This window comes from Nonomuraea sp. ZG12 (assembly GCF_052068115.1).
In the GTDB taxonomy this organism is placed as follows: domain Bacteria; phylum Actinomycetota; class Actinomycetes; order Streptosporangiales; family Streptosporangiaceae; genus Nonomuraea.
In genome coordinates, this window is sequence record NZ_JBQHCW010000002.1 from 611,570 (window position 1) to 635,288 (window position 23,719).

Below are 23,719 nucleotides of genomic sequence, written 5' to 3' on the forward strand. Positions count from 1 at the left end.
GGTCACCGCGACAGGCGCTGGTGCCAGGCCACGGCCGAGGTGTCGGTGAGCGAGGCGATCTGGTCGATGACGACCCGGACCCTGGCGGCGTCGCCGGACGCCCCCAGGAAGTCCGGGCGGAAGGCCGGCTCCAGCGTGCCGGGCGCGCCGAGGGTGATCAGGGAGGCCAGCTCGGTGATGAGGTCGCGCTGCCTGGCCTGCTTGGCGTGGTGGTCCTCGGTGGTCATCACATAGTGGGCGGTGACGCCCTTGAGCAGCGCGCACTCCAGCAATGTCTCGTTGGGCACCAGCAGGTCGACGCGGTGGCGCGGGCCGTAGGCGTCCAGGGTGGCGGTCTGCGCGGCGCGGCAGAAGCGGCCGATCAGGCCGCTGGTGAGGGCCTTGAGCCCGGCCAGGTCGGCGAGGGTGGCGTCGAAGCGGCGCGGCCAGAGCGGGTCGGCGACCAGCTTGGCGAACACCTCCTCCAGCTCCACCGGGTCGGCGTCGGGGGCGTACCAGGTGCGGGCGATCCGGCAGACCTGCGCCCGCTCGGCGGGTGACCGCAGCGCCTCCGGGGTGACGTGACCGGAGTGCAGCGCGTCCTCCAGGTCGTGCACCGAGTAGGCGACGTCGTCGGCCCAGTCCATGATCTGCGCCTCGAAGCTGACCCGGCCGTCCGGCGCGCCGTCCCTGATCCAGGCGAAGACCGGCAGATCATCGTCGTAGACGCCGAACTTCGCCGACCGGTCACACGTCCAGGGGTATTTGATCGAGGCGTCCAGGGCGGCCCGCGTCAGGTTGAGCCCCGCGCTGCGGCCGTCGCCGGTGAGCACCTTGGCCTCGAGCCTGGTGAGCAGCCGCAGGCTCTGCGCGTTGCCCTCGAACCCGCCGCAGGAGGCCGACAGCGCGTTGAGCGCCACCTCCCCGTTGTGGCCGAACGGCGGGTGGCCGAGGTCGTGCGCCAGGCAGGCGGTCTCGACCAGGTCGGGATCGACGCCGAGCGTGGCCCCCATCTCCCTGCCGACCTGGGCGCACTCCAGTGAGTGCGTCAGCCGGGTGCGCGGGATGTGCTGGCCGCCGCCGGGAGACTCGCCCGGCCCCACCACCTGCGTCTTCGCCGCCAGCCTGCGCAGGGCGGCGCTGTGCAGAACGCGGGCGCGGTCGCGCTCGAACGCGCTGCGCTCCGGATTGCCGGGGGGCTCAGGAACCCACCGCTCCTGGTCGTGCTCGTCGTAGCCGATCATAAGTTCAGCGATTTTATCCGGTTTCCGGTCTCCGCTAGTGTCGAGCCTCGCGAGAACCCCTTCCCCGGGAGCCCTCCTCTATGACCACCGCTTTGCGCGCTCTGCTGGCCTTCGCCCTGCTCACCGGCTTCTACGTGCTGGTCGGCGTCGTCGTGGCGGTGGCCGTCGTCCTCGACGTGCTGCTGATCGTCGACTTCCACGGCAACCTCCTGCGGGGTGCGATCATCCTCACGCTCGCCGCGGCGGCGCTCGTCCGGACCCTGGTGATGGTGAGCCGCCGCAGCGGCGGCGAGCAGCCGGGAGTGCTGGTCGGCCGCGAGCACGAGCCGGTGCTCTGGCAGACCGTGGAGGATCTGGCCCGGCGGGTGCGTACGGCCCCGCCGGACGAGATCCGGCTGGTGCCGGAGGTGAACGCGGCGGTCGGGGAGGACACCCGCCTGCTGGGGCTGGTGGCGACCAGGCGGCGGATGTACATCGGGATGCCGCTGCTGCAGACGCTGACGGTGGACGAGATGCGGGCGGTGCTCGGGCACGAGCTGGGCCACTACAGCGGCGCGCACACCCGCCTGGGCGCCCCGGTCTACCGGGGCCGGGTCTCGCTCCTCGCGACCGTCCGCAACCTGCACAGGCACCGGTTCATCCAGCGCGTGTTCGCCGCGTACGCCAAGCTCTACCTGCGGGTCTCGCAGGCCGTCTCGCGCAAGCAGGAGCTGGAGGCCGACGAGTTCGCGGTCCAGATCGGCGGCCGGCAGGCCATGGGCCAGGCGCTGCGCAAGATCCACTACACGGCGACGGCCTGGGACCTCTACACCGAGACGTACCTCTCGCTGACCGGCGCGGGCGGCTACCGCCCGGCGGCGGTGTTCGGCGGCTTCCACTCGATGCTGAACGACACGGCCCGGCAGGCGGAGCTGGTGCGGCTGGGTGAGCGGCCCGAGGAGACCTCGCCGTACGACTCGCATCCGAGCCTGGCCGACCGGCTGGCGGCGATCGAGCTGCTGCCCGAGCCCGAGCACGTGCCGGACCCGCGCTCGGCGCTGACACTGCTGCAGGACGCCAACGTGGCCGCGCACGCCGTCGAGCAGTCGATGTGGACGCCGGAGGCCCTGACCGGACTGCGGGCGGCCTCCTGGGAGGAGCTCGTCGCAGAGGGCGTCTACAGCGCCCGCAACGCCCATGCGCTGTACGACCTGGCGGTGGCGGGCCAGCGGGTGATGGGGGCGAGCAAGCCCTACCTGGACGCGGCGTTCGAGGCGATCGCCAGGGGCTTGCAGGGCGAGCTGGAGGAGCGGCTCAAGGAGCTGGGCTGGGGTCCCGCCGAGCCGGTGCTGGCCAAGGTGCTGGGGCAGGCGCTGGAGGCGGTGCTGATCAAGCACGGCCAGGCCCGGTGGGAGCTGTCCTGGTCGGGCCCGGCCCGGCTGGTGTACGACGACGGGGAGGAGGTCGCGCTGGCGGAGTACGCGGCCCAGGTCGCGACCGGCCCGGCCGCCGTCGCCGGCCTTCGCGCGTGGCTGGGCGACCTGGGCGTACGCCATGACTACGTGCCGGCCGAGGCCGAGCCGGCACAGCAGCAGGCGGCCGGATAGCTCAGCGGGTGTCGGACTCGCAGTCGCTCAGCGCGGCGCGGCCCGCCTCCAGCCGGGCCACCGGGATGCGGAACGGCGAGCAGGAGACGTAGTCGAGCCCGGTGTCGTGGCAGAAGTGCACCGAGTCAGGGTCGCCGCCGTGCTCGCCGCAGATGCCGACCTTGAGGTCCGGCCGGGACCTGCGGCCGTCCTCCACCGCGAGGGCGACCAGGCGGCCGACGCCGTCCCTGTCGAGGGTCTCGAACGGGGAGACGCCGAAGATGCCGAGCTCCAGGTAGCGGGAGAAGAACGACGCCTCCACGTCGTCGCGGGAGAAGCCCCAGACCATCTGGGTCAGGTCGTTGGTGCCGAAGGAGAAGAACTCGGCCGCCTCGGCGATCTGCCCGGCGGTGAGCGCGGCGCGCGGCGTCTCGATCATGGTGCCGACGAGGGCGCCCACGCCCGCCTCCGCCAGGATGGCGACGGCCTCCTCGCGGACCGCCTCCAGCTCCTGCACGGCGGCGACGAGCGGGATCATGATCTCCGGCCGGGCGCCGGGCACCTCCCGCGCGGCCTGGGCGATGGCGCGTACCTGCATGGCGAACAGGCCGGGGATGACCAGACCGAGCCGTACCCCGCGCAGGCCGAGCATGGGGTTCTGCTCGTGCAGTCTCCTGACGGCGGCCAGCAGGACGCGGTCCTTGTCCGTGGCCTCGCCGGTGGCGACCTTGACCGACAGGTCCACGATGTCGGGCAGGAACTCGTGCAGCGGCGGGTCGATGAGCCGCACCGTCACCGGCCGGCCGTCCATCGCCTGGAAGATCCCGGCGAAGTCGGCCTTCTGGAGGGGTTCCAGGGCGTCCAGCGCCGCCTGCCGCTCCTCGTCGCCCTCGGCCAGCACCAGGTCCTCCACGAGCTGCCTGCGCTCGCCCAGGAACATGTGCTCGGTCCTGCACAGCCCGATGCCCTCCGCGCCGAACCGGCGTGCCCTGGCCGCGTCCTCGGGGGTGTCGGCGTTGGCCCGCACGCCCAGCCGGCGCGCCGCGTCGGCGTGCCGCATGATCCGGTCCACGGCCCTGACCAGGTCATCGCCGGGCTCGGCGCCCTCGAAGTACTCGACCACGGAGGAGTCGACCACCGGCACCTCGCCGAGGTAGACCTCGCCGCTGGTGCCGTCGATGGAGATCACCTCGCCCTCGGTGACCACCACGCCGCCCGGTGCGGTGAACCGGCGCTCGGACACCGACACCTCCAGCTCCTCCGCGCCGCACACGCAGGTCTTGCCCATGCCGCGGGCGACCACGGCGGCGTGCGAGGTCTTGCCGCCGCGGCTGGTCAGGACGCCCTGGGCGGCGATCATGCCGACCAGGTCGTCGGGGTTGGTCTCGCGGCGCACCAGGATGACGTTCTCGCCCTGCCCGGCGAGCTCGACCGCGCGCTCGGAGGAGAAGACCGCCTTGCCCACGGCGGCGCCGGGTGAGGCGTTCATGCCCTTGGCGATGCGGCGCTTGCCTGCGCCGCCGTTGAAGCGCGGGAACATGAGCATGGCGAGCTGGTCGCCGGTGACCCGCGTGACGGCCTCGTCCATGGTGATGTGGCCCTGGTCGACGAGCTGGACGGCGATGCAGAACGCGGCGGCGGCGGTGCGCTTGCCGACCCTGGTCTGCAGCATCCACAGCTTGCCGCGCTCGATGGTGAACTCGATGTCGCACAGGTCCCGGTAGTGGTTCTCCAGGGTCTCCATGATCGTCATCAGCTCGTCGTAGGAGCGCTTGTCGAGGCGTTCGAGCTCCTGCAGCGGGATCGTGTTGCGGATGCCCGCGACCACGTCCTCGCCCTGGGCGTTCTGCAGGTAGTCGCCGTAGACGCCCTGCTGGCCGGTGCCTGGGTCGCGGGTGAAGGCGACGCCGGTGCCGGAGTCGTTGCCGCAGTTGCCGAAGACCATCGCCACGATGTTGACGGCGGTGCCGAGGTCGGCGGGGATGCGCTCCTGGCGGCGGTACAGGATGGCGCGCGGAGCGTTCCAGGAGTCGAAGACGGCCATGACGGCCAGGCGCATCTGCTCGCGCGGGTCGGCGGGGAAGTCCTTGCCTGTCTGCTCCCGCACGATGCCCTTGAACGTCTCGACCAGGGCCTGCAGCTCGTCCGCGCCCAGGTCGGTGTCCTGGCGGTCACTCTTGAGCGTGTCGAGCGCGTGCTCGAACAGCTCGCCGTCGATGCCGAGCACGGTCTTGCCGAACATCTGGATGAGCCGGCGGTAGGAGTCCCAGGCGAAGCGGTCGTTGCCGCCGGACTGCTTGGCGAGGCCGTGCACGGACTCGTCGTTGAGACCGATGTTGAGCACGGTCTCCATCATTCCCGGCATGGAGAACTTGGCGCCGGAGCGCACGCTGACCAGCAGCGGGTCGTCTGCCTGGCCGAGCCGCCTGCCCATGCGCGCTTCGAGCGCGCCGAGATGCTCGGCGACCTCCCGCTCCAGGGCGTCGGGCGCGGCGCCCTCGGCCAGGTAGTGGCGGCACGCCTCCGAGGTGATCGTGAACCCGGGAGGAACGGGCAGCCCGAGGTTCGTCATCTCGGCGAGGTTGGCTCCTTTGCCGCCGAGCAGGTCTTTGAGATTCCTGTTGCCCTCGGTGAAGTCGTAAACATACTTGGCCACCACAGCTCCAATCAACGCTCCTGTTCCGGACTCTACCGGCGGAATTGATGATGAAACTGCACTCATTGGTTAAGTCACTGTTTCCCCAGGTAGAACCTCCTAGACAGGTCTAATCCAATCTTTATTCGGTTCCTTACCAGATTGGTTTATACCAATGGTTCAAACCAATTTCTCCACCTATGTCCACACCGCGAAGGGCACCTGACATCCGAATGTGATCCACGTCTGCCATCCTCAGCCGGTGCGCCCATCGACCCCCCTCCTGGCGGCCGCCGGCCTGGTCTGGACCCTCTCCGCCTGCACCGCCGCACCGCCCGGCCCCCTGCCGTCCCTGGAGCCATCGCTGGTCGGCTCCGAGCAGTACCACGTGACCGACCTGCGGCCGGGAGACTGCCTCGCCGCCATCTCCGCCGACCTTCGGGTGGCGGTCGTGCCGTGCGACGTCGGCCACCACGCCGAGTTCTCCTCCGTGTACGTGCTCGCCGAGGGGCCGTGGCCGGGCGCGGAGGTGGCGATGCGGAAGTCGGTGGAGTGGTGCGCGGCCAAGTTGCGGGTGAGACCGGAGAAGCGGGACACCGTGAAGGCCGGCGCCATCCTGCCGCTGGAGAGGGACTGGCCACGTACTCGCACGGCCTACTGCGTCGCGGTGCCGGTGCGGGGGGAACTGGTGGGGCGGGTGCTCAGTTAGGCCTGCGGGTGAGCGGGTTGTGGCCGGGGGCCGGGCCGCCGGCGGCGTCGCGGGCGGGCAGCCAGAGGACGAACGTGGACCCCTGGCCGACCTCGGAGAAGACCGCGACCCGGCCGCCGTGCGACTCCACGATCTGGCGGACGATCGCCAGGCCGAGGCCGGTGTGCCGGTCGCGGCGGCTGGCCTCGCCGCGCCAGAACCGGTCGAACACCCGCGCCTGGTCGGCCGCCGCCAGCCCCGGGCCGTCGTCCTGGACGGCCACCCACAGCCAGTCGCCCGCCCCGCTCACGTCTCGGTGCGCGTCGGCGCTCGACGGGCGCAGCTTGCTCATCCGGGACGATCCGCTCAGGATCTCCGCCGCCCCCATCGGAACGCCGACCGGACCGGAGGCGACCCGGACCCGGCCGCCGGGCGGGGACAACCGGACCGCGTTGGACAGCAGGTTCGCCACCGCCCGTCGCAGCGCGTCCTGGTCGCCGGTCATCTCCAGACCGGGGATGAGCTCGCGGGAGACGGTCAGGCCGCGGGCGACGGCGAGCGCGGCGTACTCCTCGCACGCCTCCCCCGCCACCCGCGACAGGTCCAGGTCGGTGTCGGCGAACGCGCTGCCCTGCCGCCTGGCGCTGGCCAGCAGGTCCTCCACCAGCCGGGTCATCCGGGTCGTCGCCCGGTCCACGATGGCGATCGCCCTGGTCCGCTCCTCGTCGCTCGCCTCGGGCGACAGCAGCACGGCGTCGACGTTGGCCCGGATGATCGTCAGCGGGCTGCGCAGCTCGTGCGATGCGTCGTCGATGAGCTGCCGCTGCGCCCTGAACGCCTCCTCCAGCCGGTCCAGCATGGTGTCGATGGTGTCGGCCAGGTCCTTGAGCTCGTCGCTCGGCCCGCTCAGCGTGATGCGCCGGGTCAGGTCCGTCGCCTGGATCTCCTCGGTGGTACGGGTGATCGACCGGACCGGGCGCAGCACCCGGCCGGACAGCACCCAGCCGATGCCGAGACTGGCGACGAAGAGCGCGCCCAGGGTGTAGAGGGAGTAGTCGCGCAGGGTGTCGAGCGTCCTGACGTTGACCGCGTTCTCCACCTCTTCGATGAAGACCACCTCCTGCTTGCCGACGTACTCACCGTTGCGGTACGCCTTGGCGATGTCGGTGGCGTACGACCGCTGCTCGGTGGTCCGTGAGACGCCGTAGTAGATGCCACCCAGCACCAGCGCGGCCAGCAGGAAGAGCAGGCCGGAGTAGAGCACGGTGAGCCGGAACCGGATGGTGTGGATCATGTTGGCTCCTTGAGCCGGTAGCCGCGGCTGATCACCGTCTCGATCAGGCCTTCCGCCTGCAGTTTGCGGCGCAGGTTGCCGACGGTCACGCGCACGGTGTTGGTGAACGGGTCCGCGTGCTCGTCCCAGACGTGTTCGAGCAGTTCCTCGCTGGAGACGACGTGTCCCGGCCGGGTCATCAGGTAGTGCAGCACGCCGTACTCCTTGGGGGTGAGCGCCAGGTCCCGGCCACCCAGCGACACCTCCATCCTCGCGGTGTCGATCCGCAGCAATCCCACTTCGAGGACGGAGGTGCCGCCGGTGTCCCTGCGCAGCAGGGCTCTGACCCTGGCCAGCAGTTCGGGAAAGGCGAACGGCTTGACCAGGTAGTCGTCGGCTCCCTCGTCGAGCCCTCGCACGCGGTCGTCCAGCCGGTCGCGGGCGGTGACCATGATGATGCGCACGCCCTGACCAGCGGCCCTGGCCGCCCGGCACAGCTGGAAGCCATCGCCGCCGGGCAGGTTGAGGTCCAGCAGAACCAGGTCATAGGCGTTGACCTGAAGTTTCTCGTGCGCGGCCGGGGCGTCGTAGGCGACGTCCACGGCATATCCGGCCCGGATCAGGCCGACGCGCAACGCGTCGACCAGATCCTCTTCGTCCTCGACGACCAGCAATCGCATGTTGTGGACCCTAGTTTCGGATGATTCGTTCTGCGATGGGGGCCGCCCGGTCGATCGGGATGGCGAAGCCGATGCCGATGTTGCCGCCGCCCCGCCCGGCCGCTATCGCGGTGTTCACCCCGACGACCTCGCCACGCGCGTTGACGAGCGGGCCGCCGGAGTTGCCCGGGTTGATGGAGGCGTCGGTCTGCACGGCCCTGCGGGTGGACCCGCCGAGCCGCACCTCACGGTCCACCGCGCTGACGATGCCCGCGGTGACGGTGCCCGACAGGCCCAGCGGTGAGCCGATCGCGAGCACCTGGTCACCGACCGACAGGTCCCCCGACCTGCCGAGCGTGGCGGCCGGCAGGTTCGCGGCCCCGTCGACCTCCAGCACCGCCAGGTCCTCGTCGAAGTCCGCGCCCAGCACCCGGGCCGACAGCCGGCGCCCGTCGTTGAGCACCACGGTCACCTGGCTCTCCCCCCGGATCACGTGCGCGTTTGTGACGATATGTCCCCGCGTGTCCACCACAAACCCCGACCCGCCGCCGCGCCCCGCCTCGATGGAGACGACGCTGGGCAGCACCCGGGCGGCGGTGGCGCTCAGGCCGGTCACGCTCCCGGCGGGCAGCGGGGCCGCCCGGGGCAGCGCGGTGGCCGGAGCCGGCTCGCTCCCCTCGAAGATGGCGGCCCCCGCCAGGCCGGCCGCACCGCCGGTGAGCGCCGCGACGAGCACGGCGGTCAGCAGCACCCGGCTGCCCCTGGCCCGCGCCGGAGATCCCCCCGTGACGACGGATCGCGGGACCGTCTCGATCGGGGCGACGGGCACCGTGCGGAAGTCAGGCCCGCTCGGCCTGCCGAGCCCGTTCACGGCAGCCTCGCGAACCACAGCATCGAGGTCACCGCCGCGAGCAACGCCGACAGCAGCGCCGCGGCGACGAACCACTGCCAGATCTCCTGCTGCTCGGTCCGGTAGCCGACGGAGGTGCCGATGTCCTCGTAGACCGCCTGGAGCTCGTCGCCGCTGGCGGCCTCGTAGAAGCCGCCGCCCGCGACCTCGGCCAGGTCCTGCAGCGCCGGTCCGTCCACGGGCACGGGCACCTGCCTGCCCTGGAGCTCGATGACGCCGCCCTGGGTGCCGTAGGCGATGGTGGTGACGGGCACGCCGCGCGCGGCCGCCTCCTCCGCCGCCTCGGTGACCGTACGGCCGGTGGTGTTGGAGCCGTCGGACAGCAGCACGATGTGCGCGGGCGGCGCCTCCTCCTCGCTGTCGAGCGCGGCGATGGCCTCCAGCGAGGAGTAGACCGCCTCGCCGATGGCGGTGCCGGACGTGGTGGACAGCCGGTCGAGCGCGCTCAGCACCGCCTGCCTGTCGGTGCTCGGCGGAACCGCCACGGACGCCTCCGAGGAGAACGCCACCAGGCCCAGGTTGAAGCGGGGTGGCAGGCCCTCGACGAACTGTTTGGCCGCCTGCCTGGCCGCGGTGAACCGGTCCGGCGAGACATCGGTGGCGCTCATCGAGGCCGACACGTCGAACGCCACCATGATCGTCGCCCGTTCCCTGGGCACCTGCACCTCGGCCGTCGGCCTGGCGAAGCCCACGACCAGCAGCACGAACATGCCCAGCAGCGCCGCCGCCGGGACGTGCCTGCGCCAGCCGGGCCCGCGCGGGGCGACCTTGTCGAGCAGGTCCAGGTTGGTGAACCGGACCGCGTACGCGCTGCGGCGCCGCGACACCAGCAGGTACGCGACCGCCAGCAGGGCGACCGGGACGAGCAGCAGCAGCCAGAGCGGTGAGAGCAGCGTCATGCCGCGTCACCCCCTCCCTTCGGATCGAATCCCACGACCGGACGACCACCGGACCCGGCCCCGCCACCGCCGCCGCCTCCCGTGCCGACGGCCCCCGTACCGGCGGGTCCCGTGTCGCCGACGCCGGTACCGCCGGCCCCCGTACCGGCGGCTTCTGTATCGGCGGGGCGGGCCGGGGCGGCGAGCCGGGCCAGCCGCCGTTGCCGCAGGACGTGCTGCACCAGCTCGCGGACCCAGTCGCCGTCCGTGCGCAGCCGCAGGTGGGACGCGCCGGCCCGGCGCAGCCCGTCCTGGATGGCGCCGCGCTGCACTGCCGCCGCCTCCGCGTACCGCAGGCGCAGCCGCGCGCTCGCCGTAGACACCTCGCGCCGCCGGCCCGACTCCGGGTCGATCAGCGTCAGGATCCCCACGTCGGGCAGGGTCAGCTCGCGCGGGTCGACCACCTCGACGGCCAGCACCTGGTGCCGGACCGTGAGCCTGCGCAGCTCGGACTCCCAGGTACGCGGGTCGTCCAGGAAGTCCGACACCACGACGACCAGCCCGCGCCGCCTGACCACCCGGCCGAGCTGGCCTGCGGCGGTGCCGAGCAGCGGCTCGCGGGTGCCCGGCGGGGTGCGCGGCAGCCCGAAGATGGCCTGGAGCAGCGCCATCAGGTGCGGCCGTCCCGTCCGGGCGGGCAGCACCCGGACGCCGCCGCCGTGGACCAGGTGGGCGCCGATCCGGTTGCCGGTGCGCTGGGTGAGGAAGCCGATCGCCGCCGTCGCGGCCAGCGCCAGCTCCCGCTTCTCCATCGCCGCCGTGCCGAAGTCCATGCTGGCCGTACCGTCGAGCAGCGTCCAGATCTCCAGCTCGCGGTCGGCGACGAGCTCGCGCACGTGCGGCTCGGCGGTGCGGGCGGTCACGTTCCAGTCCATCCGCCGCACGTCGTCCCCCGGCTGGTACGCCCTGGCCTCGGCGGGCTCGCTGCCCGGTCCGGGGAACAGGCCGAGGTGCTCGCCCTGGAGCAGCCCGTCCAGCCTCCTGGTGATCGTCAGCTCGAGCCTGCGCAGCGCGGGCTCGGCCGTCAGGTAGGAGATCATGCCGCGGCGTCCTGCTGCGGGGCGATGACCGGCAGCGGCACCGCGGCCAGGACCTGGTCCACGATCTGCCTCGGCGAGACGTTGTCGGCCAGCGCGTCGAAGGAGAGCACCAGCCGGTGCGCCATCACGTCGGGCGCCAGGTTGCGGATGTCCTCGGGCAGCACGTAGTCGCGCCCCCGCATCAGGGCCAGCGCCCGACCGGCCGCCAGCAGCCCCAGCGTGGCCCGCGGGCTCGCGCCGAAGGCCAGCAGCCGGGCCAGGCCGGGCAACCCGTAGCGCTCGGGGGCGCGGGTGGCGTAGACGAGGCGGACGGCGTACTCGGCGACGGCGTGGTGCACGAACACCTCGTCGGCGCGGCGCTGCAACGCGATCAGCCGCTCCGGGTCCAGGACGGGCTGCGGCACCGGCGGGTCGACGCTCATCCTGTAGGCGATCGCCAGCTCCTCCGATTCGCTGGGATAGTCCACGTCCACCTTGAGCAGGAACCGGTCGCGCTGCGCCTCCGGGAGGTGGTAGACGCCTTCGGACTCGATCGGGTTCTGCGTGGCCAGCACCAGGAACGGCGTCGGCACCTTGTGCGTGATGCCGCCGATGCTGACCTGCCGCTCGGCCATGATCTCCAGCAGCGCCGACTGCACCTTGGCGGGCGCCCGGTTGATCTCGTCGGCGAGCAGCAGGTTGGCCATGACCGGGCCGAGCTCGATGTCGAAGGTCTCGGTCGACGGGCGGTAGATGCGGGTGCCGACGATGTCGGACGGCACCAGGTCGGGGGTGAACTGGATGCGCGCGAACGTGCCGCCCACCACCGTGGCCATGGTCTCGGCGGCCAGCGTCTTGGCGACGCCCGGCACTCCTTCGAGCAGGCAGTGTCCCCGCGCCAGGACCGCCACCAGCAGCCGCTCCACCATCTGGTCCTGTCCGACGATCACGCGCTTGACCTCGAACAGCGCCCGTTCCAGCAGTGCGGCGTCGGTCATGACCGGACCTCGGGGCAGTCGTCGAGGGTCACTCGCAGTTCCAGGGCGGACGGCTCCGGGTCGGCGTGGGCGGCGCTGCCCGTCATGAGCAGCGCGCCGCCGGCCAGCAGGACGGCCGCGAAACGTGTTGTGCGTGCCATGGGTCCCCTGTCCTTTCTTAGGTACAAGGGCATGTCATCAAGAGCACGCGAAAACGTACGTAACTCCAGCCTTTATACGGTTTTTCGGTGCCTCCCCTGGGCGAGGTCCGCGCGTGCGTCTGACGTGCCGCATCCCCGCGTACGGTGATCGCATGAAGATTGTCGTTCTGGACGACTACCAGCGGGTGGCCCGCGACCTGGGGCCCTTCGACTCCCTGCCAGGCGTCGAGGTCGAGGTGCTGCACGAGCACATCGCCGGCCTGGACGAGCTGGCGGCCGCGCTGCGCGGCGCGGAGGTCGTCGTCGCGATGCGCGAGCGGACGCCCTTCCGGGCCGAGACCTTCGACCGGCTGCCGGATCTGCGCCTCCTGGTGACCACGGGCATGGTCAACGCGGCCATCGACCTGGCGGCGGCCGCGGCCCACGGCGTCACGGTCACCGGCACGACCATGTCCCGCTCGGCCACCAGCTCGAACAGGAGCTCCAACACCGCCGAGCTGACCTGGGCGCTGATCCTGGCCTGCCGGCGGCACGTGGTGACCGAGGACCGGGCGCTGCGCGACGGCCGCTGGCAGACCACCGTCGGCACCGACCTGGCCGGCAGCACGCTGGGCGTGCTCGGGCTGGGCCGGCTGGGCACGCAGGTGGCGCGGATCGGCCAGGCCTTCGACATGCGGGTGATCGCGTGGAGCCAGAACCTGACACCCGAACGGGCGGCCGAGGCAGGCGCGACCTGGGTGCCCAAGGACGAGCTGTTCGCCGCCGGCGACGTCCTCACCGTCCACCTCAAGCTCAGCGACCGCACGACCGGGCTGGTCGGCGCGGCCGAACTGGCCGCCATGAGACCCACCGCGATCCTGGTCAACACCTCGCGCGGGCCGATCGTGGACGAGAAGGCGCTGGTCACCGCGCTGACCGCCGGCACGATCGCCGGGGCCGGGCTCGACGTCTACGACACCGAGCCGCTGCCCGCCGACAACCCGCTGCTGGGCGCGCCCAACACCGTGCTGCTGCCGCACCTCGGATACGTCACCGAGGCCGCGTTTCGTTCGATGTACGAGCAGGTCGTCGAGGATGTCGCGGCCTGGCGGGCGGCATCCCCGATCCGGGTGCTGACGGCCTGAGCACACACTGGGCAGGCGGGTTCGGGGCTTGTGGGCGGTACGCGGGAGGATCGGGCGATGCACGGGAACGGGGAGACGCGCCTGCGGGTGAGGCTGCTCGGCACCCTTGAGGTGCGCCGCGGCGACGCCGTGGTGGCCGTTCCCGGCGCCCGGCTTCGCGGCCTGATCGTACGGCTGGCGCTGGCCGGCGGCCGGCCGGTCGCATCGGGTGTCCTGGTCGCTGCGCTGTGGCCGCAGGATCTCCCGGCCGACCCGGCGAACGCGCTGCACTCGCTGGTCTCCCGGCTGCGCCGGCTGCTCGGCGAGGCCGGCGCGGTCACCCAGTCCGAGGGCGGCTACCGCCTCGGCGTCGCGGAGGACGACGTCGACGCGCTGCGGTTCGAGCGGCTGGCCGCGCACGGCCGTGACCGGCTCCGGGCCGGCGACCCCCGGGCGGCGGCCGGGCCGCTGAGCGAGGCGATCGCGCTCTGCGGCGAGCCGTCGGTGATCACCCCAGCCGCACTCCACGGCGAGCCATCAGTGATCACCGCGGCCCATCTCCGCGGCGAGCCGTCGGTGACCACCGCGGCCGCACTCCGTGGCGAATCGTCGGTGATCGCCGCGGTCGCCCCGGCGGTAGCGACGCGGCTGGCCCGCACCGCGGTCGAGGCGTGCGCGGATCTGGCCGAGGCGGAGCTGGCGCTGGGCCGCGCCGACGACGCCGCCACCCGGCTGACCGCCCTGCTCGCCGAGCACCCGGCGGACGAGCGGCTGGCCGGGCTGCAGATGGACGCGCTGGCCGCCCAGGGCCGCCAGGCCGACGCCCTCGACCTGTACGAGCGGGTGCGCGAGACCCTCGCCGACCGGCTCGGCGCCGACCCCGGCACCGCCCTGCGCGAGCGCCACCTGCGCCTGCTGCAATCGCCGGCCCCCGCTCCCGCTCCCGCTTCCGCTCCTGAGGTGCGGCGCGAGGCGCCAGCGAGCAATCTGCCCGCCGCCCTGACCAGCTTCATCGGGCGCGACGACGATCTCGCTCGGATCGACGCGCTGTTCACCCGCGGGCGCCTCGTCACGGTGGTCGGGCCGGGCGGGGCCGGCAAGACCCGGCTCGCGGTCGAGGCGGGCCGCCGCCACCGCCACGAGTACCCCGACGGCACCTGGCTGGTCGACCTGGCCGCGGTCACCGAGCCGGCCAAGACCGGCGCGGCGATGCTGGCCGCGATCGGGCTGCGCGGCACCGGGCTCTTCGAGGCCTCCGGCCGGATGCGGGCCGAAGGCAGCGAGCTGGACGTACTCGCCGACCAGCTCAGCGGCCGGGAGAGCCTGCTCGTGGTGGACAACTGCGAGCACCTGATCGACGCCGTCGCGCACCTGGTCGCAGCGCTCCTGCCGCGCTGCGCCGGGCTGCGGGTGCTGGCGACCAGCCGCGAGCCGCTCGCGATCGACGGCGAGGCGCTGGTCCCGCTCGGCCCGCTGGCGCTGCCGGACCCCGGCGACGGCCTCGATGACCTCCGCCGCAGCGCGTCGGTGCGCCTGTTCACCGAGCGGGCCGCGGCGGTGCGCCCCGGCTTCGGCATCGACGAGCGGACGCGCGCGGACGTGGTCCGGCTGGTGCGCGGCCTGGACGGCATGCCGCTGGCGCTGGAGCTGGCCGCGGCCCGGCTGCGGACCCTGTCGCTGGCCGAGCTCGCCGCCGGGTTGTCTGACCGGTTCCGGCTGCTCACCACGGGCAGCCGGACCGCGTCGCCGCGGCACCGCACGCTGCGCGCGGTCATCGCCTGGAGCTGGGATCTGCTCAGCGAGAACGAGCGTACGGTGGCCGAGCGGGTCTCGGTCCTGCCCGGTGGCGTGACGCCGGAGTCGGCCGCCGCGGTCTGCGCCGGCACCACGGTGCTCCCGGGCGAGGTCCCCGAGCTGCTCGCCGCCCTGGTCGACAAGTCGCTGCTGCAACTGGCGCCCGACGCGGGCCGCTACCGGATGCTGGAGACCCTGCGCGAGTACGGGATCGAGCGACTCGCCGACCAGGGCGCGCTCGACGCCGTCCGCGATCTCGCCGCCCGCCACCTGGCCGACCTCGTCGCCCGCGAGGAGCCGCTGCTGCGCGGCCCCGATCAGCTCGCCGCGCTGCGCGTGCTGCGCACCGAGTACGACAACGCGCTCGCCGCCCTGCGCCACCTGTGCGACACCGGCAACGCCACCGCGGCCGTCACACTCGCCATGGACCTCTCCTGGTATTGGCAGATACTCGGCCGGCATGCCGACGCGGTGTACTGGCAGGGGGAGGCACTGGCGCTGCCTGCCGCAGGCCACACGCTGGATCGCGACACCGCCGAGACGGTGTTCCTGCTCAACCGCATCAACGCCCGCTCCCCGCTGACCGCCGAGAGGCTGCACGAGAACGAAACCGCGCTGCGGGCACTGGCCGATCGCCTGCTCGCCCACCCGTCGCTGCCCGGATTCGCCGGCGTCCTGGCCGCGATCACGCTCCACTTCCTGCGGGAGCACGAGGCGTCGCGCGCCTTGGTTCAGCGTCTCGCCGACGGCCCCGACGTCTGGCTGTCCGGGCTGGCCCACATGTTCCGGGCCTCGTTCGCCGAGGACCAGGGCGACCTCGACCAGGTACGCGTCGACGTGGCCGCCGCGCTCGACGCCTTCGGCCGGGCCGGCGACCGCTGGGGCCTGGCCACTGCGCTGCCGATGCGCGCGCTGCTGCGGCAGTACGACGGGGACCTCGACGGCGCGTTGGCGGACCTGCGCGAGGCTCGGGCGCAGGCGCGGGAGGTCGGCTCGCTGAGCTTGGCCGACGAGATCTTCCTCGACGTGCGGTGGATCGACCTCCACCTGCGGCGGGGCGAGGACGCGAGGGCGAGGGCGATGCTCGATGCGGTCCGCGAGCGGGCGGAGCGATCGGCGTCGCCGGAGCTGGTCGTCCTCGTCACCGCTCTCGAAGCCGGCACGTGGCTGCGGCTCGGCGACCCGGACCGCGCGCAGACCCGCATCGAGGCGGCCGAGGCGGAGATGACCGGCGGATCCCCAGCCATCGCGCCCTCCGCCAGCGGATCCCCGGTCGGGGGTGGCCATGGCCAGGTGATCGTCAGCTCGGTGCGGGCGTCGCTGTGCCTGCGGCGGGGTGACGCCGAGGGTGCCGAGGCGGCGCTGGTCCGGGCGTACGGGGCGGCGCTGGAGGGCGGGGACTTGCCGATCATGGCGATGGTCGCGGTGACCGAGGCCGAACTGGCCGCGCTGCGGGGGCGGTACCGGGACATGGCCCTGCTGCTCGGCGCGGCGGCCCGGCTGCGCGGCACCCACGACCTCACCGACCGGCAGATCCAGGCGATGGCCGCCCGCGGCCGCACGGCGCTGGGCGAGGACGCTTTCGCCGCGGCGTACCAGGATGGCTGGCAGCTGGACGGGAAGACGGCCTCGCTCCAGGTCGATCCGGCGCGCCTGCGCCGGGAGCCGGACGGTCCAGTGCAACTGCACCCGAAGCCGGACGATACGGCGCGACTACGCCCGAAGGTGGACGATCCGGCGCGGGCGCATGCCGGTGAGTCGGAGTCGCCGCCGTCGGCCGGTCGGTAAGCCCCGCGGCCACGTGCCGTGCGGCCTGGGGGCCGCGGCCGCCACGTCGCCGGAACGCGGCGTACCCGGCGGCGACGCCCGTGGCCCCTATTCCTGGAAAAACTCCAGGTCGAAGGCCTCGGCGATCGCCTGGTTGCCCGCGTCGTTCGGATGGATGCCGTCGCCGGAATCGAACTCGGCGCGCAGCTTCGTCGGTGCGGCCGGGTCACGGGTGGCCGCGTCCAGATCGACCACCGCGTCGAACTCACCGCTGTCGCGGATCCAGCGGTTCACGTCCTGGCGCATGCGCTCGCTCTCCGCCGTGAAGACGAACGTGCCGCCGAACTGCGTCAGCGTGCAGCCGATGATCCGCAGACCGTGCAGATGCGCGCGGCCGATCAGCATGCGGTAGCCGGCGATGATGTCCTCCGCCGTGGCCCGCTCGCTCTCCGGCATGCCCATGAAGCTGAAGCAGATGTCGTTGCCTCCCTCGGCCAGGACCACCCAGCGCACACCCGGCCGGGCCAGCACGTCGCGGTCGAAGCGCGCCAGCGCGCTGGCGCCGAAGCCGTCGGTCTCACGCAGGACGCGGTTGCCGGCGATCCCCATGTTGATCACCGCGCGCGGCGGCAGGTCATGCCGCGCGGCCAGCCGGCGCGCCAGCGACGAAGGCCATGGCGTGTCCGCGCCGGGCGTGGTGCCGGCGCCATCGGTGATGGAGTCGCCGAGGGCGACGATGGTGGCGGCCGTGGGCGGCGCGAGCACGTCGATGCCGGTGAGCCAGGCATAGGACTGGAACCCGATGGCGTCCCACAGGTCCTGCGTGGCGGTCTGGTCGCCCGGTGCGAGCCACGCCGTGCGCAGTCCGAGCTCGTGCGTCGTGGGAGTGACCTTCTCGTCGGGGATGTACAGGGAGACGACCAGATCGGTCTGCGCAGGCACGTCGTACTCAAGGGGATCGCTGTAGATCTGCGCGCCCGTCGGCAACACGACCGCAGCGCGCCCGCCGAAGGTCAGTGCGCGCGAGCTGCCCGCGCGGATCGCCGCGCCGCTGTCGTGCCGCGCGATCTGCGCGGCCTCGACGCGCACCGGCGCGTGGCCGAAGGAGTTCGACAGCGCGACGCGCACAGCCGTGCCGCCCACGGTGGCACGGGCCACCATGCGCACGGTCTGCGCGCTGACCTTCATCGGCGCGGTCGGCGGTTCGGCCAGTGGTTCGGCCGGTGGGGGCGTGGGATCCTGCGCCGGCGCGGCGGCGGGTGTGTCGGCGGTGGGTGCGGGTGCGTCGGCGGCGGGCGGAGCGTCGTCCGGCGGATCCGGCATCCACGGCCCTCCACCGGGCTCGGCGGGTTGCGCCAGTTGCTGTGCCGTGCCCCAGGTAGCGATCCAGTATCCCTGGCTTGTCGGGCTTGGCCTGGTGCTATCGCGGACCTCGTTCATGGCCCAACCTCTCGAATCGTCGTGATCATCATGCGGATCGATGCTTTTGTCCGGGCCGGTCGCTCTCGTTCAGAACCAGCGCGCGAGCACCTCGTCGAGTGACCGGGACGACGCGTCCGTCCACGCGATGCAGCCGTCGGGACGGACGAGCGTCGACGGGCCTTCCTTGGTGCGCGCATGGTGCACGTTGTGCGGGAGTGACCGTTCTGAAGGCGAGACGAACAGGCCGCCGCCCTTCTCCATCAGCGCGTACAGCCGCTCTTCGCCGCCGTCGGCGAGCGTGAGGAGCCGGTCCTTCGTGAGCGTGCCGACGAGCGGGTCGTCGTCGCCGAGGTCGTAACGAATGCCGGCCCCCGAGAGCATCTCGCCGATGCGGCGATTGCCTTCGGGCAACTTGATCAGGTCGCTCACGATGCTGCGAAGCGCGCTCGTGAGCGGGTCGGGACGCACCAGCGCGACTTGCGCGCGCGTGTTCTCCAGGACGCGCTCACCGACGGGGTGGCGCTCGGCGGTGTAGGAGTCGAGGAGATAATCGCGCCCCTTCACCGCCGTGGCGAGCTTCCAACCGAGGTTCGCGGCGTCGACGAGGCCGAGGTTCAGGCCTTGGCCGCCGAAGGGTGAGTGGACGTGCGCGGCGTCGCCCGCGAGAAGGACGCGGCCCGTGCGGTAGTGCGTCGCCTGCCGCGCGTTGTCGGTCCAGCGGGTCGCCTTCGACATCGCGAGAATCTTGACGTCGGTGCCGCTCACGCGCTGGATCGACGCTTCGACCTCGGCCTGGGTGATCGGCGCGGCCCGATCCGGCGGCGGGCCGTCGAACTCCGCCGTGAAGACGCGCCCCGGGATCGACGTGACGAGGCCGCGCGGCGTTCGCTGCCAACCCTTCGCCAGCTTCTCGGGCGCGTCGAACTCGACGTGAGCCTGATAGCCGGTGATGGTCGGATCCGTGCCGGGGAACTCGAAGCCGGCGAGCTTGCGGACGAGGCTCCGGCCGCCGTCGCAGCCGACGAGGTATGTCGCGCGCAGCGGGCCCGCGCTCGTCGCCACGGTCACGCCGTCGTCGTCCTGCTCGAAACCTTCCATCGCGACGCCGCGACGGATCTCGATCCCGAGCTCGCCCGCGCGCACGGTCAGGACTCTCTCCAATGCCTCCTGCGGCACCATACGGCTGCGGCGCTCCGGGTCGCGCTGGAGGTCCTGGTCGATCACGAACAGCGCGGAGAAATGGCCTCCCGGCTTCTTCACCGGCCCGGATCCGGCACGCGCCGCCTTCGCCATCGGCATCGTCACCTGTTCGTCGTCGAGCGCACGCGCGAACCCGCGTCGTTGCAGCGCCTCGGCTCCCACCGCGCCGATCGCGGCGGCCTTGATCCCGCGGTCGGGCTCGGCCAGCCGTTCCAGCACGAGCGGCCGCACGCCGGCGGTCTTGAGCTCGATGGCGAGGAGAAGCCCGACCGGGCCGGCGCCGACGATGACGACGTCGTGCACCACAAGATCGCTCATGTCTCAGTCCTTCCGTCTCGGACCGGAGCCGTGCAGGCTCCGGCCTCGACAGGCAGGCTGCCGCGGCCCTCTGGCATCGCCCGCACACGCCCCTGGCATCGCCCGCGCACGCCTTGGCATAGCCGGTGACTCGCCGGATCCATGGCCTGCTCGCCGAGCCGGATGACACCCAGAACGTGCGACGCCGCCCGTCGCGAGCGGCGGGCGGCGTCGGGGCGGGGACGAAAATCCTCGCCGGAGAGCTAGTCGTTCAGGTGCTGGCGCAGGTAGGAGTCCACCTGGTCGAGGGCGATGCGCTCCTGGCGCATCGTGTCGCGCTCGCGGACCGTCACCGCCTGGTCCTCCAGGGTGTCGAAGTCCACCGTGATGCAGAACGGCGTGCCGATCTCGTCCTGGCGCCGGTAGCGGCGGCCGATCGCGCCCGCGTCGTCGAACTCGACGTTCCAGCGCCTGCGCAGCTGGGCGGCCAGGTCGCGGGCCTTGGGCGACAGGTCGGCGTTGCGGGACAGCGGCAGGACGGCGGCCTTGACCGGGGCGAGCCGGTGGTCGAGCCGCATGACCGTGCGCTTCTCCATGACGCCCTTGGCGTTGGGCGCTTCGTCCTCGGTGTAGGCGTCGAGGAGGAAGGTGAGCGTCGCCCGGTCGACACCGGCGGCGGGCTCGATGACGAAGGGGACGTAACGCTCGCCGGTGTCCTGCTCGAAGAAGCTGAGGTCGACGCCCGACGCCTTGGAGTGGGCGGTCAGGTCGAAGTCGGTGCGGTTGGCGATGCCTTCGAGCTCACCCCACTCGGAGCCGGTGAAGTTGAAGCGGTATTCGACGTCGACCGTGCGCTTGGAGTAGTGGGACAGCTTCTCCTGCGGGTGTTCGTACAGGCGCAGGTTGTCCTTGTTGATGCCCAGGTCGGAGTACCAGCGGAAGCGCTCGTCGATCCAGTACTGGTGCCACTCCTCGTCGGTGCCGGGCTTGACGAAGAACTCCATCTCCATCTGCTCGAACTCGCGGGTGCGGAAGATGAAGTTGCCGGGCGTGATCTCGTTGCGGAAGGACTTGCCGACCTGGCCGATGCCGAACGGGACCTTCTTGCGCGCCGACTGCTGCACGTTGAGGTAGTTGATGAAGATGCCCTGCGCGGTCTCGGGGCGCAGGTAGGCGAGGCCGGACTCGTCCTCGACCGGGCCGAGGAAGGTCTTGAGCAGGCCGCTGAACTGCCTGGGCTCGGTGAAGGTGCCCTTGTTGCCGCAGTTGGGGCAGGTGATGTCGGCCAGGCCCTGCTCCGGCTGCTTGCCGTGCTTCTCCTCGTAGGCCTCGACGAGGTGGTCGGCGCGGAAGCGCTTGTGGCAGGACTGGCACTCGGTCAGCGGGTCGGAGAAGGTCTCGACGTGGCCGCTGGCCTTCCACACCTCGGGCGCCAGGATGACGCAGGAGTCGAGGCCGACCACGTCCTCGCGGGCCTGGACCATCGACAGCCACCACTGCCGCTTGACGTTGTTCTTCAGCTCGACGCCCAATGGACCGTAGTCCCACGACGCGCGCAGTCCGCCGTAGATCTCGCTCGACGGGTATACGAGCCCGCGGCGCTTGGCGAGGCTGACGATGGTGTCCATGACGTCTGTGCGTCGTGCCATTTTGGTTGGATCTCTTTCCGGCTGGAGGTCGGCGAGGAACATTCGATGAAGCTCCCAGCTTAGGGGACGCTCACGCGCCCCCGCGCGCGAGTATCGCTACGCCCGGTCTTGCAGGTAGACGTCTTCGAAGGCGCTGGGTTCGTTGACCATGAGGATCATGAGGGGATACATCGCCATCCGGGCGGCGGACAGGGCCCTGCGGTAGAAGCCGGCGCCCTCCCATTCGCTGACGAGGGCCCACAGGTTGGGCTCGTCGACCGAGCGGGCGAGCCGGCCGCGCAGATAGCCGGGCTGGGTGGCGAGGGTGTCGAGGATGGCGTGGCCCTGCTTGGCGAAGTCTTGGGACTGGGACTCTGGAACGGTGTAACGGATCACGGCGAGCACGTTCACAGGATGTCAGACGGATCCATACCGACGGGGCGATTCGTTCGGCCGCTAGGCTCGGCCACGTGGCCACCAACGACGACCGCCGCAAGCACCCGCTCGCCCAGCCGCGCCCGGCCCAGAGCGGCAAGCAAAGCGGTAAGCAGGGCGGCAAGCCGAAACGCCCGCTGCCGCCGGGCGAGCAGTTCTTCACGCCCGGGGCGACGGGGCTGCGCAAGGCCATGGAGCAGCGCAGCGCCACGCCGCTGGCGTTCCTGTTCACCCAGGTGCCCAAATGGGTGCCGCCTGCCGTGATGGTGGGCCTGCTGCTGACCGGTTTCGTGGTCACCAACTGGCTGGGCGGCGTGGCCGTGCTGCCGGTGCTTGCCTTCATCGTCTGGCTGGCCTACCTGTCCTGGCCTTCGCTCAAGGTCAGCGGCAAGCTCCTGCGGGTCGCCATGTCGACCTTCCTGGTGTTGGTGGTGGCGACCCGGTTCGGGCTGTTCTAGCCGGTTCTGGCTGATCTAGCCGAGCGGGCTTTCGGGCTGCAGCGTGTAGTGCGGGAAGTTGCCGGGCAGGCGCTCGCCGTCGGGGCCCTGGGTGGCGGCCCGGACGAGCAGTTCGCCGCCGACGAAGGCGCCGCGCCACGAGGCGCCGAGCCCGCCGAACAGCTCCTCGCGGTCGCCTCTGGAGCGTGGCCGGTTGTGCCCGACCTTGAAGGCCCGCACGTCGGGGGCGAGTCTGCCGAAGGTCTCCTCCTCGTCGCAGGACAGGGTGGCCACCAGGGCGCCGTTGCTGGCGTTCATCGCGGCCAGCAGCTCCGCCTCGGTGTCCACGAGCACGATCGTGTCGACCGGGCCGAACGGCTCGGCGTGAAACAGCGGTGAGGATCGGGGTGGGTTCAGCAGCGCCACCGGCGCCACATACGCCGAAATATCCTGACCCGGCAGGAAATGTCCGTCAGCCAGGGACGCCCGGTGGATCGGCACCCCGCCCCTCGCGACGGCCTCGTCCACCTGGTCGGCCAGTTCCTTGGCCTTCGAGGCGTTGATCAGTGGCCCGAAGTCCAGCTGCGGCAACGGGTCGTCCGGCTCGGCGACCGCGAGCGGATGCCCGAAGCGAAGCGAGCCGACCGCCGACAGGTAGGCCCCGAGGAACTCGTGGAACAGCGACCGCTGCACCACGAACCGCGGATAAGCGGTGCAGCGCTGTTTGCCGTAGTCGAAGGAGGCCCGGATCTGCCGGCCGAGCGCCTCCCAGCCGGAGTACTCCCACACCCCCCACGCGTTCAGCCCCTCCTGCTCCAGGACGTGCCTGCGCTCCAGGTCGGCCAGCGAGGTCGCGACGTTGGCGCCCGCGTCCCTGCCGCCCACGAACGACACGCACCCGAGCGACTGCCCCGCCACCAGCACCGGTGACAGCTCGGCCCCTCCCCCGCTGACCAGCGTGAAGGGCAGACCTTCCCGTACGGCCAGCGCGGTGGCGAGGGTGAGGCAGCACAGCCCGCCGTCGGTGGGCGTCTTGGCGATGACCGCGTTGCCGGCCAGCGCCTGCACGAGCATGGCGTGCATGAGGACGCTCATCGGATAGTTCCAGCTGGCGATGTTGCTGACCGGCCCCGGCAGCGGCGTGCGGCCGTCCACCATGCGGTCGATCTCGTTGAGGTACCAGCGCACGCCGTCCAGGCAGCGGTCGACGTCGGCGCAGGCCGTCTTCCACGGCTTGCCGATCTCCCAGACGAGCAGCAGGGCCAGCAGGTCGCGGTGCGCGGCCATGGACTCCACGGCCGCGGCGACCCGTGCCTTGCGTTCGGTCAGCGGCAGGTGCCGCCACTGCCGGTGCTCCTCGACCGCGCCTGCCACGGCCCGGCCCGCGCCGGCCCGGTCCAGCCGGGGCGGCCCGGCGATGGCGGTGCCGTCCAGCGGCGAGAAGACCGGCACAGGCCGCCCGTCCCGCTGCCAGAACCCACCCCAGTGATTGAGCACCCGATCGTCGTGGAAGGCCTCGGGCGCCGCCGCACGGCATCCCGCGTAGGCGTCCCGCCAGGCTGTTCCAGGTTTGAGTTGCAAGGAAATC

19 protein-coding genes are annotated in these 23,719 nt (G+C 72.0%); 5 read left to right on the forward strand and 14 right to left on the reverse strand.

Going from position 1 to position 23,719, the window contains the following annotated elements; genetic code table 11:
* Positions 1 to 2: 2 nt before the first annotated feature.
* Entirely contained in the window at positions 3 to 1,223 is a 1,221-nt protein-coding gene (locus ACTMTF_RS09880; protein ID WP_441110324.1) for a deoxyguanosinetriphosphate triphosphohydrolase, read from the reverse strand.
* An 80-nt stretch (positions 1,224 to 1,303) separates the two neighbouring features.
* Here ACTMTF_RS09880 and ACTMTF_RS09885 point away from each other — a divergent pair, with 80 nt between their 5' ends.
* Entirely contained in the window at positions 1,304 to 2,809 is a 1,506-nt protein-coding gene (locus ACTMTF_RS09885; protein WP_397009609.1) for a M48 family metalloprotease, read from the forward strand.
* A gap of 1 nt (position 2,810) precedes the next feature.
* Here the strand turns inward: ACTMTF_RS09885 and ppdK are convergent, their stop codons facing one another.
* The gene (gene ppdK, locus ACTMTF_RS09890; protein ID WP_441110325.1) at positions 2,811 to 5,444 is read right to left on the reverse strand and encodes a pyruvate, phosphate dikinase; all 2,634 of its coding nucleotides are present in this window, start codon (positions 5,442 to 5,444) and stop codon (positions 2,811 to 2,813) included.
* A gap of 241 nt (positions 5,445 to 5,685) precedes the next feature.
* Between ppdK and ACTMTF_RS09895 the strand changes: the two genes are divergently transcribed.
* Positions 5,686 to 6,132, forward strand: coding sequence for a hypothetical protein (locus tag ACTMTF_RS09895; RefSeq protein WP_441110326.1), 447 nt, complete (start codon positions 5,686 to 5,688; stop codon positions 6,130 to 6,132).
* On the opposite strand, the gene ACTMTF_RS09900 is transcribed toward ACTMTF_RS09895, so the two are convergent.
* Genes ACTMTF_RS09900 through ACTMTF_RS09930 form a run of 7 tightly spaced genes read right to left on the reverse strand, consistent with a single transcriptional unit; the run spans position 6,125 to position 12,048 of the window.
* Positions 6,125 to 7,405 carry a sensor histidine kinase gene (locus ACTMTF_RS09900; RefSeq protein WP_441110327.1) on the reverse strand — a complete coding sequence of 427 codons (1,281 nt, stop codon included), beginning with the start codon at positions 7,403 to 7,405 and terminating at the stop codon, positions 6,125 to 6,127. The genes ACTMTF_RS09895 and ACTMTF_RS09900 overlap by 8 nt on opposite strands.
* Positions 7,402 to 8,064: a response regulator transcription factor gene (locus ACTMTF_RS09905; RefSeq protein ID WP_397009601.1), complete on the reverse strand. Its 663-nt coding sequence runs from the start codon at positions 8,062 to 8,064 to the stop codon at positions 7,402 to 7,404. Before ACTMTF_RS09905 ends, ACTMTF_RS09900 begins: the two co-directional genes overlap by 4 nt.
* Positions 8,065 to 8,074: 10 nt before the next feature.
* Positions 8,075 to 8,932: a S1C family serine protease gene (locus ACTMTF_RS09910; protein WP_441110328.1), complete on the reverse strand. Its 858-nt coding sequence runs from the start codon at positions 8,930 to 8,932 to the stop codon at positions 8,075 to 8,077.
* Positions 8,911 to 9,852, reverse strand: a complete 942-nt coding sequence (locus ACTMTF_RS09915) for a VWA domain-containing protein (protein ID WP_441110329.1) — start codon at positions 9,850 to 9,852, stop codon at positions 8,911 to 8,913. Before ACTMTF_RS09915 ends, ACTMTF_RS09910 begins: the two co-directional genes overlap by 22 nt.
* Positions 9,849 to 10,931, reverse strand: a complete 1,083-nt coding sequence (locus ACTMTF_RS09920; RefSeq protein ID WP_441110330.1) for a DUF58 domain-containing protein — start codon at positions 10,929 to 10,931, stop codon at positions 9,849 to 9,851. Before ACTMTF_RS09920 ends, ACTMTF_RS09915 begins: the two co-directional genes overlap by 4 nt.
* Positions 10,928 to 11,908, reverse strand: a complete 981-nt coding sequence (locus ACTMTF_RS09925; protein WP_441110331.1) for an AAA family ATPase — start codon at positions 11,906 to 11,908, stop codon at positions 10,928 to 10,930. The genes ACTMTF_RS09920 and ACTMTF_RS09925 overlap by 4 nt, the downstream gene beginning before the upstream one ends.
* Positions 11,905 to 12,048, reverse strand: coding sequence for a hypothetical protein (locus tag ACTMTF_RS09930; RefSeq protein WP_397009591.1), 144 nt, complete (start codon positions 12,046 to 12,048; stop codon positions 11,905 to 11,907). The genes ACTMTF_RS09925 and ACTMTF_RS09930 overlap by 4 nt, the downstream gene beginning before the upstream one ends.
* A gap of 152 nt (positions 12,049 to 12,200) precedes the next feature.
* Here ACTMTF_RS09930 and ACTMTF_RS09935 point away from each other — a divergent pair, with 152 nt between their 5' ends.
* Together ACTMTF_RS09935 and ACTMTF_RS09940 are read left to right on the forward strand one after the other, a co-directional pair.
* Positions 12,201 to 13,172, forward strand: coding sequence for a D-2-hydroxyacid dehydrogenase family protein (locus ACTMTF_RS09935; RefSeq protein WP_441110332.1), 972 nt, complete (start codon positions 12,201 to 12,203; stop codon positions 13,170 to 13,172).
* A gap of 57 nt (positions 13,173 to 13,229) precedes the next feature.
* A complete protein-coding gene (locus ACTMTF_RS09940; RefSeq protein ID WP_441110333.1) occupies positions 13,230 to 16,733 on the forward strand; it encodes an AfsR/SARP family transcriptional regulator in 3,504 nt (1,167 codons plus the stop codon).
* A gap of 87 nt (positions 16,734 to 16,820) precedes the next feature.
* On the opposite strand, the gene ACTMTF_RS09945 is transcribed toward ACTMTF_RS09940, so the two are convergent.
* From ACTMTF_RS09945 to ACTMTF_RS09960, 4 genes are all read right to left on the reverse strand, one after another.
* Positions 16,821 to 18,152: an SGNH/GDSL hydrolase family protein gene (locus ACTMTF_RS09945; protein WP_441110334.1), complete on the reverse strand. Its 1,332-nt coding sequence runs from the start codon at positions 18,150 to 18,152 to the stop codon at positions 16,821 to 16,823.
* Positions 18,153 to 18,221: 69 nt separating this feature from the next.
* Entirely contained in the window at positions 18,222 to 19,652 is a 1,431-nt protein-coding gene (locus ACTMTF_RS09950) for an FAD-dependent monooxygenase (protein ID WP_441110335.1), read from the reverse strand.
* Positions 19,653 to 19,894: 242 nt separating this feature from the next.
* Positions 19,895 to 21,280: a glycine--tRNA ligase gene (locus tag ACTMTF_RS09955; protein ID WP_441110336.1), complete on the reverse strand. Its 1,386-nt coding sequence runs from the start codon at positions 21,278 to 21,280 to the stop codon at positions 19,895 to 19,897.
* A gap of 96 nt (positions 21,281 to 21,376) precedes the next feature.
* Positions 21,377 to 21,664 (reverse strand): antibiotic biosynthesis monooxygenase family protein, encoded by a 288-nt coding sequence (locus tag ACTMTF_RS09960; RefSeq protein WP_397009579.1) that lies wholly within the window; start codon positions 21,662 to 21,664, stop codon positions 21,377 to 21,379.
* A gap of 65 nt (positions 21,665 to 21,729) precedes the next feature.
* On the opposite strand from ACTMTF_RS09960, the gene ACTMTF_RS09965 reads away from it, so the two are divergent.
* On the forward strand, positions 21,730 to 22,152 hold the full coding sequence (locus ACTMTF_RS09965; RefSeq protein WP_441110337.1) for a DUF6703 family protein: 423 nt from the start codon (positions 21,730 to 21,732) through the stop codon (positions 22,150 to 22,152).
* A 15-nt stretch (positions 22,153 to 22,167) separates the two neighbouring features.
* Here the strand turns inward: ACTMTF_RS09965 and ACTMTF_RS09970 are convergent, their stop codons facing one another.
* Entirely contained in the window at positions 22,168 to 23,718 is a 1,551-nt protein-coding gene (locus tag ACTMTF_RS09970) for an aldehyde dehydrogenase family protein (protein WP_441110634.1), read from the reverse strand.
* Between the last annotated feature and the right edge of the window lies 1 nt (position 23,719).

What these genes read in the sequence shown, in the direction of transcription:
- ACTMTF_RS09905 (WP_397009601.1), bottom strand. Translation starts at nt 8,064, where the DNA reads ATGCGATTGCTGGTCGTCGAGGACGAAGAGGATCTGGTCGACGCGTTG.
- ACTMTF_RS09930 (WP_397009591.1), bottom strand. Translation starts at nt 12,048, where the DNA reads ATGGCACGCACAACACGTTTCGCGGCCGTCCTGCTGGCCGGCGGCGCG.
- ACTMTF_RS09900 (WP_441110327.1), bottom strand. Translation starts at nt 7,405, where the DNA reads ATGATCCACACCATCCGGTTCCGGCTCACCGTGCTCTACTCCGGCCTG.
- ACTMTF_RS09885 (WP_397009609.1), top strand. Translation starts at nt 1,304, where the DNA reads ATGACCACCGCTTTGCGCGCTCTGCTGGCCTTCGCCCTGCTCACCGGC.
- ACTMTF_RS09880 (WP_441110324.1), bottom strand. Translation starts at nt 1,223, where the DNA reads ATGATCGGCTACGACGAGCACGACCAGGAGCGGTGGGTTCCTGAGCCC.
- ACTMTF_RS09935 (WP_441110332.1), top strand. Translation starts at nt 12,201, where the DNA reads ATGAAGATTGTCGTTCTGGACGACTACCAGCGGGTGGCCCGCGACCTG.
- ACTMTF_RS09925 (WP_441110331.1), bottom strand. Translation starts at nt 11,908, where the DNA reads ATGACCGACGCCGCACTGCTGGAACGGGCGCTGTTCGAGGTCAAGCGC.
- ACTMTF_RS09915 (WP_441110329.1), bottom strand. Translation starts at nt 9,852, where the DNA reads ATGACGCTGCTCTCACCGCTCTGGCTGCTGCTGCTCGTCCCGGTCGCC.
- ACTMTF_RS09950 (WP_441110335.1), bottom strand. Translation starts at nt 19,652, where the DNA reads ATGAGCGATCTTGTGGTGCACGACGTCGTCATCGTCGGCGCCGGCCCG.
- ACTMTF_RS09955 (WP_441110336.1), bottom strand. Translation starts at nt 21,280, where the DNA reads ATGGCACGACGCACAGACGTCATGGACACCATCGTCAGCCTCGCCAAG.
- ACTMTF_RS09945 (WP_441110334.1), bottom strand. Translation starts at nt 18,152, where the DNA reads ATGAACGAGGTCCGCGATAGCACCAGGCCAAGCCCGACAAGCCAGGGA.
- ACTMTF_RS09920 (WP_441110330.1), bottom strand. Translation starts at nt 10,931, where the DNA reads ATGATCTCCTACCTGACGGCCGAGCCCGCGCTGCGCAGGCTCGAGCTG.
- ACTMTF_RS09940 (WP_441110333.1), top strand. Translation starts at nt 13,230, where the DNA reads ATGCACGGGAACGGGGAGACGCGCCTGCGGGTGAGGCTGCTCGGCACC.